This window comes from Vibrio sp. A37 (genome assembly GCF_059777565.1).
Genome location: NZ_JBLNLI010000011.1, coordinates 51,128 through 66,883 on the forward strand (window position 1 = coordinate 51,128; position 15,756 = coordinate 66,883).

Sequence of the window (15,756 nt, forward strand, 5' to 3'; positions counted from 1 at the left end):
AGTTGATAAATGTATGATGTCCTCAATAACCATATACTCAAACTCGCCGATTGCGAGGCAAGGATACAAGCATGATCAAAGATGTGATAGAAACCAAGTTAAACGAGAGCTTTTCGCCAAGCTACTTAAACGTGATTAATGAAAGCTACATGCACAATGTACCGGAAGGATCTGAGAGCCATTTTAAGGTGGTGGTGGTGAGCACTCAGTTTGAAGGCCAGCGTTTGGTTGCTAGACATCGTTCAGTAAATCAAGTTTTGTCGGAAGAGCTAGCAAATAATATTCATGCATTGTCAATCAAAGCCTATACACCAAATGAGTGGGAAGAAAACGGACAGGTCATACCAGAAACGCCACCTTGTATGGGAGGAGATAAAAATTAACAACACGTTGTACTAAAGTATCAAAATAGCTGTTTATGTTAACATCTATGTAAACCATTTTTGGCCGAGTACTGAACTGTTTACGGCCAATTAATCTTAACCGTACGACATACATTGCATACTCACTTATTACAAATTGTAAATTAGTTCTGACTGTGCGTTAGCTCAAAGTTATGATCTTTCCTCGTATTTTATTTCTCAATTCCCGCCAAATTGGACAATGATTCTAGTTGATGTCATGGCATCAGCTTTGCAAAAAATGCTAGACTAGCGCTCCTAGCAAACCTAGGTGTGGTTTGTGATGGGAGTGTAAATGGGATGTTGCAGTTTTGGCTTTCTATAGGCTAAAACCGGACACTGATGTCGTGTCTAACATTACGCAATTATAAAGATCTTTATTCTACAATTAGTGCAAGTGCGTATGATTACAATAAAAAAGGGATTGGACCTTCCAATAGCAGGAGCTCCTTCTCAGGTGATTGATGATGGTAAAACCATCAAAAAAGTCGCCTTGCTAGGCGAAGAGTACGTGGGCATGCGCCCGACAATGCATGTCCGAGTGGGGGATGAGGTTAAAAAAGCCCAAGTTCTTTTTGAAGACAAAAAGAATCCTGGTGTAAAGTTCACCTCTCCAGCAAGTGGTAAAGTTATCGAAGTTAACCGTGGAGCAAAGCGTGTTCTTCAATCTGTCGTGATTGAAGTGGCAGGTGATGAACAGGTGACGTTTGATAAGTATGATGAAAATGAACTGACGGGCCTTGATCGCTCATCTGTTGTTTCTCAACTTATCGAGTCAGGGCTTTGGACTTCGTTACGTACTCGTCCGTTCAGCAAGGTTCCAGCAATAGATTCTTCAACAAAAGCTATCTTTGTGACTGCTATGGATACCAATCCGTTAGCAGCAGATCCTGAGTTGTATATTAATGAGCAAGCTAAAGCGTTTCGCGCTGGTCTTGATGTCCTGTCAGTTTTGACAGAAGAAAAAGTTTATGTCTGTAAATCAGACAAAAGTCTACCAAGTTCTTCTAGCTCTAAAGTAGAAGAACATATCTTTAATGGCCCTCATCCAGCTGGTCTGGCTGGCACTCATATGCATTTCCTGTATCCGGTGAATGCTGAGAATGTGGCTTGGAGTATCAACTATCAAGATGTAATCGCAGTTGGTCAGTTATTTTTAGCTGGTGAACTCTTTACTGAACGAGTGGTATCCGTAGCAGGACCTGTCGTAAACAACCCAAGATTAATTCGAACTCAAGTTGGCGCTAACCTTAGCGATCTTACCGATGGCGAATTTATGAATGGTGAGGTAAGGGTGATTTCAGGCTCTGTATTGACCGGTACAGAAGCGATTGGCCCTCATGATTATCTTGGTCGTTATCATTTGCAAGTATCCGTGTTAAGAGAAGGTCGAGACAAGGAGCTATTTGGTTGGGCAATGCCCGGAAAAAATAAGTTCTCGGTCACGCGTACATTCTTAGGCCATTTATTCAAAGGCCAGCTGTTCAATATGACAACGTCAACCAATGGTAGTGACCGTTCTATGGTACCAATCGGTAACTATGAGAAAGTATTGCCTCTAGATATGGAGCCTACCTTGTTACTTCGTGATCTTTGTGCAGGGGACACTGATAGTGCTCAGCGTTTAGGTGCGCTAGAGCTGGATGAAGAAGATCTCGCATTGTGTACTTTCGTGTGCCCAGGCAAGTACGAATATGGTCCACTACTTCGTGAGTGCCTAGATACAATCGAGAAGGAAGGATAATTCGAATGGGCCTTAAAAAGTTTCTTGAAGATATTGAGCATCACTTTGAGCCTGGTGGAAAACACGAGAAATGGTTCGCTCTTTACGAAGCCGCGGCGACAATTTTTTATACCCCTGGTTTAGTAACGAAGAAGAGCTCACACGTTCGTGATAGCGTTGATTTAAAACGTATTATGATCATGGTTTGGCTAGCAGTCTTCCCCGCTGTGTTCTGGGGAATGTACAACGCAGGTGGCCAAGCGATAGCAGCATTAAATCACTTATATTCTGGTCAGCAGCTAGTCGATATTGTTAACGGCGATTGGCATTACTGGTTCACCGAAATGCTTGGCGGCTCCATGGCGGCCGATGCAGGGTGGGGCAGTAAGATGCTTTTAGGAGCAACGTATTTCCTCCCGATATACCTAACGGTATTTATTGTTGGTGGTTTTTGGGAAGTGTTGTTCTGTATGGTACGAAAACATGAAGTCAATGAAGGGTTCTTCGTAACTTCTATACTGTTCGCACTGATCGTTCCTCCAACACTACCTTTGTGGCAAGCTGCTTTAGGTATCACCTTTGGTGTCGTGGTTGCTAAGGAAATTTTTGGTGGTACAGGACGTAACTTCTTAAACCCAGCGTTGGCTGGCCGCGCATTTTTGTTCTTTGCTTATCCTGCACAAATTTCCGGTGATTTGGTTTGGACTGCCGCAGATGGTTTCTCAGGCGCTACGCCATTAAGCCAATGGTCTCAAGGTGGTCACGGCGCACTTGTTGATTCAGTGACAGGTCATACAATTACATGGATGGATGCGTTCATCGGGAACATTCCTGGCTCTATCGGTGAAGTGTCGTTTATTGCTCTTGCGATTGGCGCTGCATTTATCGTCTATATGGGCATTGCATCTTGGCGAATTATAGCAGGTGTGATGATCGGTATGATTGCTGTTTCAACCATGTTCAACGTGATTGGCTCAGATACTAACCCTATGTTTAGTATGCCTTGGTACTGGCACATGGTTCTTGGTGGCTTTGCATTCGGCATGTTCTTTATGGCGACCGACCCTGTATCAGCATCCTTTACTGATAAAGGGAAGTGGGCGTATGGAATCCTAATTGGCGCAATGTGTGTCATGGTGCGCGTAGTTAACCCAGCTTATCCTGAAGGAATGATGTTGGCGATTCTATTCGCGAACTTATTTGCACCACTGTTTGACCATGTGGTTATAGAGAAGAACATCAAGCGGAGACTTGGGCGCTATGGCAAGCAATAACGATAGCATTAAGAAAACGCTGCTCGTTGTCATCGTATTGAGCTTAGTATGCTCGATTATCGTTTCGGTAGCAGCAGTTGGCCTGCGCAGTAAGCAAAAGGAAAACGCTGTCTTAGATAGACAGACGAAGATTCTTGAAGTTGCAGGCATTAAGGAGAAAGGGTCGGTTCCAGAGCTTTTTAGTAAGTATATTGAACCTCGCCTTATTGATTTTAAAACAGGTAACTTTGAAAAAGGTGATGCGGCGAATTTTGACGAACAAAAAGCGTCAAAGGACCCAGCAACCTCTATCAAACTAACGCCTGCTGAGGATGTAGCAAAGATTGGCCGACGTGCAAACACAGGTGTGGTTTACCTAGTTAAGCAAGATGGAAAAGTGACGAGGGTTATTCTTCCAATTAATGGTACAGGCCTTTGGTCGATGATGTACGCATTTGTTGCGGTTGAAACTGATGGCGATACCATTACTGGCTTGACTTACTATCAACAAGGAGAAACTCCAGGGCTTGGTGGTGAAGTAGAAAATCCAGCTTGGCGTGCTCAATTTGTAGGTAAGAAACTATACGATTCTCACTTTAAACCAGCAATTAAAGTGGTTAAAGGTGGAGCTCCAGAAGGTTCAACTCATGATGTAGACGCACTGTCAGGTGCGACACTGACGAGTAATGGTGTTCAGCACACTTTTGACTTTTGGCTTGGAAACCTTGGATATGGTCCTTTCTTAGCGAAAGTAAGAAATGGAGAGTTAAATAATGGCTAGTGGACAAACTTTGAGAAAGAGCCTGCTTTCTCCAGTTCTGGACAATAACCCGATTGCGCTGCAAGTGCTCGGTGTCTGTTCGGCTCTTGCGGTAACAACAAAGTTAGAAACTGCGTTTGTAATGACAGTGGCTGTTTGCTTCGTTACTGCGTTTTCTAACTTATTTGTATCCCTTATTCGTCATCATATCCCAAATAGTGTGCGTATTATCGTTCAGATGGCAATCATTGCGTCTTTGGTAATCGTGGTAGATGAAGTACTGAAAGCGTATTTATTTGAAATTTCGAAACAGCTATCGGTATTTGTTGGCCTTATTATTACAAACTGTATCGTAATGGGCCGTGCTGAAGCTTACGCAATGAAATCACCGCCACTACCATCATTTATCGATGGTATTGCGAATGGTTTAGGGTATGGCTTTGTACTGCTAACAGTCGGCTTCTTCAGAGAATTACTAGGGTCTGGTAAGTTATTTGGATTGGAAATTTTACCTCTTGCTAAAAATGGCGGTTGGTATGAACCAAATGGCTTGATGCTGCTAGCACCTTCGGCCTTCTTCCTGATCGGTTTCCTCATCTGGATTATCCGTACGATTAAACCAGAACAAGTAGAAGCGAAGGAGTAAAGTCGCATGGAACATTATATTAGCCTGCTTGTTAAGTCTATCTTCCTAGAGAATATGGCGTTGGCCTTCTTTCTTGGGATGTGTACTTTCTTAGCAGTATCAAAGAAGGTTAAAACGGCGTTCGGTTTGGGCGTAGCGGTAACGGTAGTACTGACGTTAGCGGTGCCTGTGAATGAGCTTGTTTATAACCATGTACTTAAAGAAAACGCGTTAATCGAAGGTGTTGACCTTAGTTTCCTAAACTTCATTACCTTTATCGGTGTTATCGCGGCATTAGTTCAGATATTAGAAATGATTCTGGACCGCTTTTTCCCACCACTCTATAACGCTCTAGGGATATTCCTACCCTTGATCACTGTAAACTGCGCCATTTTTGGTGGAGTATCGTTTATGGTTCAGCGCGATTATAACTTTACTGAGTCTGTCGTATACGGGTTTGGCTCTGGTGTTGGTTGGATGTTAGCGATTGTTGCTCTTGCGGGCATTCGTGAGAAGATGAAGTATTCTGACGTACCTCCAGGTCTTCGTGGTTTAGGTATCACGTTTATTACTGTAGGTCTTATGGCGTTAGGCTTTATGTCTTTCTCTGGTGTTCAACTGTAAGTCGGGTAAACCGCAACAATAAAGGATTAGTCAATGGAGAGTATTCTTCTTGGTGTAGTGATGTTTACTCTGATTGTACTGGTGTTGGTATTGGTGATTTTATTCGCTAAGTCCAAACTGGTTCCAACAGGTGACATTACCATTTCAATTAACGGAGATGACGACAAGTCTATTGTTACCGCTCCGGGTGACAAGCTGCTTAGCGCTCTAGCTGGGTCTGGTGTATTTGTTTCTTCTGCTTGTGGTGGCGGTGGTTCATGTGGCCAGTGCAAAGTAAAAGTCAAATCAGGCGGTGGGGATATTTTACCTACCGAGCTGGATCACATCACAAAAGGTGAAGCGCGAGAAGGGGAGCGATTAGCTTGTCAGGTCGCAGTGAAAGCTGACATGGAAATTGAGCTTCCTGAAGAGATCTTTGGTGTCAAAAAGTGGGAATGTAAAGTTATCTCTAATGATAACAAAGCGACCTTTATTAAAGAGTTGAAGCTTCAAATCCCAGATGGTGAATCGGTACCGTTCCGTGCGGGTGGTTACATTCAAATCGAAGCGCCTGCTCACCACATTAAATATTCAGATTTTGATGTACCTGAAGAGTATCGTGAAGATTGGAACAAGTTTAACCTGTTCCGCTACGAGTCTAAGGTCAACGAAGAAACCATTCGAGCTTACTCAATGGCGAACTATCCGGAAGAAGAAGGCATCATTATGCTGAATGTCCGTATTGCAACACCGCCACCAAATAACCCAGATGTTCCACCAGGTATCATGTCTTCATATATCTGGTCTCTAAAAGAAGGAGATAAGTGTACTATCTCTGGACCATTTGGTGAGTTCTTTGCGAAGGAAACGGATGCAGAGATGGTATTCGTTGGTGGTGGTGCTGGTATGGCGCCAATGCGTTCTCATATCTTCGACCAGTTGAAGCGATTGAAGTCAAAACGCAAAATGTCTTTCTGGTATGGTGCTCGCTCGAAGCGTGAAATGTTTTATGTTGAAGACTTCGATGGTTTGCAGTCTGAGAATGACAATTTTGAATGGCACTGTGCACTATCGGACCCGATGCCAGAGGACAATTGGGAGGGGTACACAGGGTTTATCCATAATGTATTGTATGAAAACTATCTGAGAGATCATGAAGCTCCTGAGGACTGTGAGTACTATATGTGTGGACCACCGATGATGAACGCTGCTGTCATTGGTATGTTGAAAGATTTGGGCGTTGAAGATGAAAACATTCTGCTGGATGATTTCGGCGGTTAAACTTGAAATGTCTTATTAAAATGCTGAGGCTGCCATAATCGGCAGCCTTTTTTCTTAGCCCTAGATAGTTTATTAGGTAATATAATCATGAGTCTTAGTCATAGAGTTATTTGACTCGTTGAGAAAATAAGAATAGGGAATGTTGTGAAATTCACGTTTTTTCGAACTGCTGCATTATTGCTTTTCGCTTTGATAATATCTGGTTGTGGAGAGCAACCGAAGCTAATGGTCATTAATGGCTCTACCATGGGGACGTACTACTCAATTAAGTGGGTAGAGCAAAAAGGGTTGCCTGCACCTGAGGATATTCGTAAAGAAGTCCAGAGTTTGCTAGAGCAAGTGAATGAACAGATGTCCACTTATCGTTCAGATTCAGAGCTTAGTCAATTCAACCAGCTGAAATCACAGCAGCCATTCGCAGTATCAGAAGATACGTCGACCGTGATCCAAGAGGCGTTGCGATTATCTAAGCTGAGCGATGGTGCTTACGATGTTACAGTTGGTCCTTTAGTTAATTTATGGAGTTTTGGCCCTGAAGCGCGTCCAGAGACGATACCCAGTGATCGGATGATAAAAGAGCGAATGTCAGAAGTTGGCTATCATCATTTAACGGTATTGGGCAAAACGAGACTAGTCAAAGATATCCCAAACTTGTACGTTGATCTATCCTCAATTGCAAAAGGCTATGGTGTGGATCTGGTATTTGAATATTTGAGAGATAACCTACACATTAAAAACTTGATGGTGGATATTGGTGGAGAGCTTAGAGTTCAGGGGGAAAACCAAACAGGTGTTCCTTGGAGAATTGCAATTGAAAAGCCAGTTGCTAGTCAAAGGACAGTGCAAGAGATAATTGAAGTTGGAAATAAGGCGATTGCTACGTCCGGAGATTATAGGAACTACTTTGAAGAAGATGGCGTACGTTATTCTCATCTTATTAATCCTAGGACGGGCAAACCAATACAAAATAGAGTGGTATCAGTAACGGTTATTGATGATAGCTGTATGACTGCCGATGGTTACGCTACAATGTTTTCAATTATGGGTGAGCAAGAGTCAATAGCGCTTGCGAATAGGGAGAAAATCCCGTTGCTACTGATAGTGAAAACTGATCAAGGCTTTGTTGAATATCCATCAGATACATTTAATCAATACATCAAGAAATAGTTGGAGGCGACAGTGGAAGTATTTTTTATCACATTCGCAATATTTTTACTTGTAATTGCAGCAATGGCTGTTGGTTACATTTTCCAGCGTAAAACGGTGAGTGGAAGCTGTGGGGGCTTGGGAACCGTTGGAATAGAAAAAGTGTGTAACTGCCCAGAGCCTTGCGATGCAAGAAAAAAACGTGAGGCAAAAGAAGCAGCCCGAGCAGAAAAGCTTGCTCAATGGAAAAAAGACAAAATATTGTAGGCTAAGGCCTAGATATAGCTGAGCAAAAGGTCGACATAGGTTATTTCATCAAGTGTATGTGATCCTATTTCGACCCCCTTCTTTTGAATGGTATAGCCTTTCGTCTGCAATTTTTATCTGTTCATCCAAGTTTCCAGAGCTATTGGTAGCACCGATGCTAACAGTTACTTGAATCTGGGTCTCAAGGTGTTGCACGCTGACTTTCTCAATATCTTGTCGCATAGCATCTAATCTAGAAATGAAGCTTTCAAAGTTCCCGCGTAATAATACGCAAAACTCTTCACCACCAAATCGAACAGCTATTCCGTCTTTAAAGCTTTGCTTGATGACCTTGGCGACTTCGATTAAGACTAAATCTCCTGCATCATGTCCATATGTATCGTTCACTTTCTTGAAGTGATCGATGTCCAACATCGCAATATTTCTTTCGCCATCGTTGTCTTCATCGTGCTCGAACAAATAACGCCGGTTCCATAAGCCAGTAAGCATGTCTTGGTTAGCCATTCTGTAGAGTTCATCAGCCGCTTCTTTCATGTTTAACATTTGATGAACGCGGCAATAAAACTCTTCTTGATTAAAGGGCTTATATAAAAAATCATTCGCGCCAGCTTTCAAAAACTGTGCCGTGAGGGTTCGATCGGAGCTGCCAGAGAGACCCAATATAGCCAGTTGGTTCTGATTATATAGTTGGCGTACTTCTTTAATCATTTCTACACCGTCTTTATTCGGCATAGCATAATCGGTAATCACGAAGGTGATATCTGGATTTGCTGCTAGTTTAGAGATTGCATCATCTCCGTCTTCGGCTTCGGTTGTTCTAATGTATTGATGGTCTAGCAATCGAACGATGTTTTTTCGTATTGTTTTCGAGTCATCAACAACTAAAGCATGATGACGAACATTATTCATGATTCTTTTAATGAAAGGGATTAAATAGGACACAGAACACATGCTGTCTTTTAGTATGTACTCTAGCACGCCTTTTGAAAGAAAGTGCTCGCGGATTTCGCCACTAAAATAAGAGGTAAGAACCACTACCTTGAGATTGTTCTCTAGTACGAGATCGATAACCTCTCCATTCTCACCATCGGGTAGACAGTAGTCTAATACTGCACAGACAAAGTCTGTCTGAGATGATAAGACTTGTTTGGTCTCGGATACTGAACCAGAGCTCACGACGTCACACCCAAGAGAAACCAGCTGTTGGGATAGAAAGTTTCTTAGTGCTCGACTGTCTTCAACGAGCAAAATTTTATTATTCAATGTAGCTACCTAGTAATTAATTGAGCTGTGATTCGATTCAGGAATCACCTACCTCTTTAGTTGTGTCTTTTGCTGTGATTTTTCAATAGGCTCCGCTTCTTATTTATAGCAGATTTTACGAGGAATAATCTTAGATTTTCATATAATGGTGACCGATGTATACTGGTTATATATACAATATATGTGCTCTCTGCCTCAAAATGACAAATATTCGAAAAATCATACATGTAGATATGGACTGCTTTTATGCAGCTGTTGAAATGCGTGATAACCCTGAATATCAAGATAAACCTCTTGCTGTAGGAGGTAGTGAAAAGAATCGCGGAGTACTAAGTACGTGTAACTACATAGCGCGTGAGTTTGGAATACGAAGTGCCATGCCTACCGCTCAAGCACGGAAACTGTGTCCATCGTTAATTGTCGTATCAGGAAGAATGGCTCTCTATAAACAAATATCACAGCAAATCAGAGCGATTTTTTCTAGATATACCTCTATTATCGAACCCTTGTCGCTAGATGAAGCTTTTCTTGATGTTACTGATAGTGAACATTGCAATGGTTCTGCGACTTTAATTGCTTCTTCAATCCGGCAAGAAATTTGGGATGAATTAAACCTCACTGCATCAGCTGGTGTTGCACCAATAAAGTTTCTCGCTAAAGTAGCATCTGACCTCAACAAGCCGAACGGTCAGTTCGTTATTCCGCCGGATAACGTCCAAGCATTTATTGATGACTTACCGCTAAATAAAATCCCCGGGGTTGGAAAAGTTGCGATACAAAAACTCAATCAAGCAGGGTATTACATATGCAAGGATATACGTTTAGGGGATTATCGAGATATATTGAGCCAGTTTGGTCGTTTGGGTGCGTCACTATGGAAAAAGAGCCAAGGGATCGATAACAGAGGGGTGATCGTAGAGCGGGAGCGAAAGTCTGTAGGTGTCGAGAGAACGTTTAGCGAAAATATCGTGACTTTCGAGCAGTGCTGGAATGCTATTGAATCTCTCTTGTACCCAGAGCTTGAAAAAAGGTTGAAAAAGGCCAGTTCTAGTAAAGAAATAGTGAAACAAGGCATAAAAATGAAATTCGCTGACTTTACTTTGACAACTATTGAGCATGTCCATCACATTCTTGAACTTGATTATTTTAGGCAATTACTGTTTGAGATAATGAAAAGACAAAATGGGCGAGAAATTCGCCTGCTTGGCGTTAACGTAATGCTGAAACCCGAAGAGCAAAATAGACAGCTGAGCTTTTTCGATTAAGTATGCCTTTTATTCGGGCTCAATTAACGGTAAAAACTCGACAAATTCTCACCAAAGATAGGACATCATATATGACCAAATTTCTAGTTGGCTTTGCCACGTTGTTACTGAGTACTTCTAGCTGGGCAGAAATGTGCAAGGTTGACTTGGCCAATGAAGTGCAAATTACTGGGCAGTCGGTGGCAATTGTAAAATCTAATGGTCAAACTGCTCAAATAGCTGGAGATGATAGTTTGTCTATTGCAGGTAAAGCAATCACCCTCAACAAAGAGCAAAAACAAGATCTCGACAGCTATCGCCAGAAGGTAAGCCAATACGGACCTGCTATTAAGCAATTTATAGGAAAAAACCTCGATTTTGCCGATGGTATTGTTGATGAAGTATCAAAAAAGCTGGATGCTCCAGATGCCTTTGATCGCTTCAAACAGTCCATGAGAACTTTTGCAGACGACATCCAGTCACATTACTATAAAGGAGAGAGTTTGGTTCTGCCTGCCAATACGTTTGAGTCTGCTAAAGCTCAACTACCAGCTTATTATGCGAAAGCAAAATCGCTATTTGATACTGAATTTGTCAATCAAGCTTTTAATGTTATGTCTACAAAAATGAACCAAAATGGCGGAATTAACCTGTCTGAATTCTCCAACCAACTATCAGAATTAAAAACGCAGGTGGCAACACAGCTTAATACTCATTCGAGTCAATTGAAGTTACAAGGACAGAAGGTATGCCAATCTTTGTATGAGCTGAAAAGTGAAGAGCAGTCACTGCACAAACAGATCCCACAGTTGGAAAGCTATAGCATATTTAAGAAATGACCAATTTAGTTCACAGACGCTGATTGAGTAGTCTTTGCTTTAAATATACAAGCTGGCATTACGCCAGCTTGTATACGTATATCAGTATTGCTAGAGCCTGTAGGAGTTATTTCTTTTCAGGAATATTTTGTAGAAGTGCAACCATTTGCTCCCAAAATAGCTCAACAGTGTCGATTTTCACTTTTTCATCTGGAGAGTGAGGGAACTTAATCGTTGGTCCGAATGATACCATGTCCATGTGCGGGTATGGTTCTTTGAAAAGCCCACATTCCAAACCTGCGTGAATGACCATAATATTTGGTTTGTTTCCGTAAATACCTTCATACATGTCACGGAAAATAGCCATAATTTCAGAGTTTGGATCCGGTTTCCAACCAGGGTACGCACCAGAGAATTCAATACCAGCATTGGCGAGCTCTGCTACTGAGCGCAGTGTACTTTCGACTTGGACTCTCCCTGATTCGATCAAAGAGCGAATTAAACATAAAATGGTGACTTTATTATCTTCTGTGGTCACTACGCCAACATTCAATGAGGTTTCTACAACCCCTTCAACATCATCGCTCATTCTTACCACGCCATTTGGACAGGCATTAAGCGTCGCAATTACTCTTTGTTGGTCATTGACAGAGAAGACTTCTGCTGGAACATCTATCTCTTCGTTAAAGGTCACAATATCAGTTTCGATACTGCCAAGTTCAGCTTTAATTAGTGCAGTGAAGGTTGAGTACAATTCGTCTAGCTTGGCTTTATTTTCCTGTGGAATCGCAACTTGAGCAAAAGCTTCGCGAGGAATAGCGTTACGTAAACTGCCTCCTCTAAAGTTAATAAGACGCAGATCTAACTCTTGACTATGAGCAGCTAAAAAACGCGCCAGTAGCTTATTTGCATTTCCACGCCCGGTGTGGATATCACAGCCTGAGTGTCCACCTTTTAGTCCTTTTAGAGTTAGCTGGTGAGAAACGTATCCAGCTGGGGTTGGCTCTGTCGAAACATCGAAGGAAATCGCACCATCGATTCCACCAGCGCAGCCCATGTAGACTTCACCTTCTTGCTCTGAGTCGGTATTGAGTAGGATCTCGCCTTCAAGCCATCCTGGCAGAAGGTTTGATGCGCCAGTCATGCCTGCTTCTTCATCGATCGTAAGCAGTACTTCAATCGGGCCGTGTTGGATTTCTTTTGAAGCGAGCACTGCTAGACAAGATGCCATTCCAATACCATTGTCCGCACCTAAAGTCGTGCCATCTGCTGTTACCCATTCTCCGTCAATATACGGGCGAATTGGATCGGTAGTGAAGTCGTGGTTTGTATCTTCATTTTTCTGTGGAACCATGTCGATATGAGCTTGCAGTATCACACCTTTTTTATTTTCCATGCCTGGTGTAGCAGGCTTTTTAATGAATACGTTGCCTACTTCATCTCGCTTCACTTGTAAGTCTTGCTCTGTAGCCCAATCAACAATGTATTGCGCTAAAGCGTCTTCGTGCTTGGAAGGGTGGGGAATAGAACAGATTTTATCAAAAAAGTGCCAAATTAAATTAGGTGATAGGTTACTAATTTCAGAATGAGTATCAGACACGGATTACTCCTTTTTGGTGTACACGCTATTTGTTTCGTTAGGCTCCCAAGGATACCACCAGATCCTCACTTCTAAAAAAGGAAATTCTAGAAGCTGATGTTTTCTGAGCTTTGATAAGTAATTTAGATGAAATAAAATCACGGAATAATTTTATTGTGTAAATTTATTACCTTTACTGTCACATTTAGACTAAAAGTTGAACTTTTTTGGATATTTCAATCTTTGTAATTTGTAATTTAATTACATTGTGGTATATTGGTTACTAACTTCGAGAGAAGAGAAAATGCTTAAAGGATGAGTCCGATACATCGCCTCCATGGAACAGAGATCTGTGTGAATTCATTGAATGTAAAGGTGATAGTTATGAAAGGTTTACCATCTGCAACTTATTGGAAACGTGGTGCAATGTTTACCGGTAGGTTTGTGTATCCAACTACTTTTGGTTACTAGGGCAATATCTGAAGCGATCTTCTTAAGTTGTTAATACCCCCTTGATTTTAGAATTTTTTGCAGTCATGTACTGATTTGATTCGATAGCCACTCATTTGAGTGGCTTTTTTTATGTCTAGCATGTCTAATTTTTGTACTCTGAAATTGGATTCTTCCTATTATCGAACAAATAGTTACTTATGACCTTGTTTTCATAGATGTGTGAAACTGTTTTTAAGTAAATTGTACTCGTAAATTTTTTTAATTTTCCGAATTAAAAACAAGACTGAAAGTGTATTGTATCTATCTATTTGAAAAATAATGATTTAAATTCAATTTGTGTAGTTTGATTTTGATTGTGTAGCAAAAGTGCTTCTCAGTTGGAGTTGCGATTAATAATTAGTGGTAATTAACATTTTATGAAATTATAATTCCCAGCCAAACGATTACGTAGGACTAACTCTCTACGTTGAAACGGACTCGAATATGCTAGAAAAACTCTTTAAACTCGGTGAAAATGGGACAAATGTTAAGACAGAAGCCGTTGCAGGAATGACGACGTTCTTGACTATGGCCTATATCATATTTGTAAATCCGGCTATTTTATCATCAACTGGTATGGACCATGGCGCAGTCTTTGTTGCCACATGCTTGGCTGCAGCAATAGGCTGTTTTATCATGGGATTTTGGGCCAATTTACCTATTGCTCAAGCACCGGGCATGGGCCTAAACGCCTTCTTCACTTATTCAGTTGTATTAGGTATGGGCTATACATGGCAAGTTGCACTAGCGGCTGTGTTTATGTCTGGCTGCCTATTTATACTGTTGAGTTTGATGAAAGTCCGAGAGCTTATCATTGACTCTATTCCTCTTTCTTTACGTACGGGCATATCGGCTGGTATCGGTCTGTTTCTCGCATTTATCGCATTGAAAAATGCCGGTATTGTTGTTGCCAGCCCTGCTACATTTGTCACTTTAGGCGAAATTACTTCACTGCATGCCGTACTCGCTTGTCTTGGTTTCTTTATCACCATTGGGTTAGTGCAACGTGGTATAAAAGGTGCGGTGATGATCGCTATATTAGCTGTCACCGTGCTGGGCCTAATCTTTGGTGATGTGAAATGGCACGGAATTGTTTCTGCGCCGCCAAGCATAGCACCGACATTTTTGCAGCTTGACTTCTCAGGGTTATTGAGTGTTGGGATGATTACCGTAGTGTTCGCGTTCTTATTTGTGGATTTATTTGATACTGCGGGCACACTAGTCGGTGTTGCTTCAAAAGCAAACCTTATTGGTGAAGACGGTAAGATTCCTCGTATTGGCCGAGCTTTATTGGCTGATTCAACAGCAACTTCAATTGGCGCTCTACTTGGAACATCAAATACAACGTCTTACGTTGAAAGCATTTCTGGTGTCGCAGAAGGTGGACGAACTGGATTAACTGCAGTTGTTGTTGGTATTTTCTTCTTGCTTGCTTTATTCTTCTCGCCATTAGCGGGCATGATACCTGCTTATGCAACATCTGGAGCACTTTTCTATGTTGCTATCTTGATGCTGTCTGGATTAGTAAGCGTTGACTGGCGAGATTTAACTGAGGCAGCTCCTGTTGTTGTTACTTGCCTATTGATGCCATTAACATTTTCAATTGCTGAAGGCATTTCGTTTGGCTTTATTTCTTATGCTGCGATAAAAGTACTCAGTGGCAAAGGTCGAGAGGTATCGATTAGTGTATACGTATTGGCTGCAATTTTTATAATTAAGTACATCGTCGGCTAACAAACAATTTTAATTAAACTTTGGATTCTACAATGAGCAATAAATTCATAATCACGTGGGAAATGATGCATGGCTACTGCCGTAAACTGGCGGAAATGCAAATGCCGGCAGAACAATGGAAAGGTATTTTAGCAGTAAGTCGTGGAGGCTTAGTTCCGGCAGCTATTCTTGCTAGAGAACTAGGTATTCGTTATGTAGATACAGTTTGTATTTCAAGCTATGACCACGATCATCAACGTGATATGACTGTATTAAAAGCTCCAGAACATGATGGTGAAGGTTACCTCGTTGTTGATGATTTGGTGGATAGTGGCGATACAGCGAGAAAAATTCGCGAAATGTACCCAAAAGCTAAGTTTGTTACTGTTTGCGCTAAACCTGCTGGTAGCGACTTAGTTGATGAGTATGTTGTCGATATCGCACAAGACACTTGGATCGAACAGCCATGGGATATGGCTTTTGGTTATGTCGAGCCTATTAATCGCAAACGCAAGTAAGTCGATTAGTCCTGTGTATTTGAAAAATGGCCCTTTCAGGGTCATTTTTTTATTCAACTCAAGCATCTTG

General features: G+C 41.7%; 15 protein-coding genes. 13 read left to right on the forward strand and 2 right to left on the reverse strand.

All coding sequences use genetic code 11. From position 1 onward, the window contains the following. Positions 1-71 precede the first annotated feature (71 nt). The 9 genes from ACM2FC_RS17280 to nqrM all read left to right on the forward strand — a co-directional run bounded on the left by ACM2FC_RS17280 (position 72) and on the right by nqrM (position 8,059). Positions 72-383, forward strand: a complete 312-nt coding sequence (locus ACM2FC_RS17280; RefSeq protein WP_498482219.1) for a BolA family protein — start codon at positions 72-74, stop codon at positions 381-383. A gap of 421 nt (positions 384-804) precedes the next feature. Continuing rightward, positions 805-2,145 (forward strand): Na(+)-translocating NADH-quinone reductase subunit A, encoded by a 1,341-nt coding sequence (locus tag ACM2FC_RS17285; protein ID WP_498482220.1) that lies wholly within the window; start codon positions 805-807, stop codon positions 2,143-2,145. Between the two features lie 5 nt (positions 2,146-2,150). Then, positions 2,151-3,398 (forward strand): NADH:ubiquinone reductase (Na(+)-transporting) subunit B, encoded by a 1,248-nt coding sequence (locus ACM2FC_RS17290; RefSeq protein ID WP_498482221.1) that lies wholly within the window; start codon positions 2,151-2,153, stop codon positions 3,396-3,398. Further along, positions 3,385-4,158: a Na(+)-translocating NADH-quinone reductase subunit C gene (locus ACM2FC_RS17295; RefSeq protein WP_498482222.1), complete on the forward strand. Its 774-nt coding sequence runs from the start codon at positions 3,385-3,387 to the stop codon at positions 4,156-4,158. Before ACM2FC_RS17290 ends, ACM2FC_RS17295 begins: the two co-directional genes overlap by 14 nt. After that, a complete protein-coding gene (locus ACM2FC_RS17300) occupies positions 4,151-4,783 on the forward strand; it encodes an NADH:ubiquinone reductase (Na(+)-transporting) subunit D (RefSeq protein WP_498482223.1) in 633 nt (210 codons plus the stop codon). The genes ACM2FC_RS17295 and ACM2FC_RS17300 overlap by 8 nt, the downstream gene beginning before the upstream one ends. A gap of 6 nt (positions 4,784-4,789) precedes the next feature. Beyond that, the gene (nqrE, locus tag ACM2FC_RS17305; RefSeq protein ID WP_498482224.1) at positions 4,790-5,386 is read left to right on the forward strand and encodes an NADH:ubiquinone reductase (Na(+)-transporting) subunit E; all 597 of its coding nucleotides are present in this window, start codon (positions 4,790-4,792) and stop codon (positions 5,384-5,386) included. Positions 5,387-5,419: 33 nt separating this feature from the next. After that, the gene (nqrF, locus tag ACM2FC_RS17310; protein WP_498482225.1) at positions 5,420-6,646 is read left to right on the forward strand and encodes an NADH:ubiquinone reductase (Na(+)-transporting) subunit F; all 1,227 of its coding nucleotides are present in this window, start codon (positions 5,420-5,422) and stop codon (positions 6,644-6,646) included. Positions 6,647-6,790: 144 nt separating this feature from the next. Then, on the forward strand, positions 6,791-7,813 hold the full coding sequence (locus ACM2FC_RS17315) for an FAD:protein FMN transferase (RefSeq protein WP_498482226.1): 1,023 nt from the start codon (positions 6,791-6,793) through the stop codon (positions 7,811-7,813). A 12-nt stretch (positions 7,814-7,825) separates the two neighbouring features. Next, a complete protein-coding gene (gene nqrM, locus ACM2FC_RS17320; RefSeq protein ID WP_498482227.1) occupies positions 7,826-8,059 on the forward strand; it encodes a (Na+)-NQR maturation NqrM in 234 nt (77 codons plus the stop codon). Between the two features lie 48 nt (positions 8,060-8,107). Here nqrM and ACM2FC_RS17325 read toward each other — a convergent pair whose 3' ends face one another. Next, on the reverse strand, positions 8,108-9,322 hold the full coding sequence (locus ACM2FC_RS17325) for a GGDEF domain-containing response regulator (RefSeq protein WP_498482228.1): 1,215 nt from the start codon (positions 9,320-9,322) through the stop codon (positions 8,108-8,110). Between the two features lie 200 nt (positions 9,323-9,522). On the opposite strand from ACM2FC_RS17325, the gene dinB reads away from it, so the two are divergent. Continuing rightward, on the forward strand, positions 9,523-10,587 hold the full coding sequence (gene dinB / locus ACM2FC_RS17330; RefSeq protein WP_498482229.1) for a DNA polymerase IV: 1,065 nt from the start codon (positions 9,523-9,525) through the stop codon (positions 10,585-10,587). A 71-nt stretch (positions 10,588-10,658) separates the two neighbouring features. Next, a complete protein-coding gene (locus tag ACM2FC_RS17335) occupies positions 10,659-11,405 on the forward strand; it encodes a DUF2884 family protein (RefSeq protein WP_498482230.1) in 747 nt (248 codons plus the stop codon). A gap of 106 nt (positions 11,406-11,511) precedes the next feature. Here the strand turns inward: ACM2FC_RS17335 and ACM2FC_RS17340 are convergent, their stop codons facing one another. Next, positions 11,512-12,984, reverse strand: a complete 1,473-nt coding sequence (locus ACM2FC_RS17340; protein WP_498482231.1) for an aminoacyl-histidine dipeptidase — start codon at positions 12,982-12,984, stop codon at positions 11,512-11,514. Positions 12,985-13,899: 915 nt separating this feature from the next. Between ACM2FC_RS17340 and ACM2FC_RS17345 the strand changes: the two genes are divergently transcribed. Further along, positions 13,900-15,189 (forward strand): NCS2 family permease, encoded by a 1,290-nt coding sequence (locus ACM2FC_RS17345; RefSeq protein ID WP_498482232.1) that lies wholly within the window; start codon positions 13,900-13,902, stop codon positions 15,187-15,189. 32 nt (positions 15,190-15,221) lie between these two features. Continuing rightward, the gene (gene gpt, locus ACM2FC_RS17350) at positions 15,222-15,686 is read left to right on the forward strand and encodes a xanthine phosphoribosyltransferase (RefSeq protein ID WP_498482233.1); all 465 of its coding nucleotides are present in this window, start codon (positions 15,222-15,224) and stop codon (positions 15,684-15,686) included. Positions 15,687-15,756 lie beyond the last annotated feature (70 nt).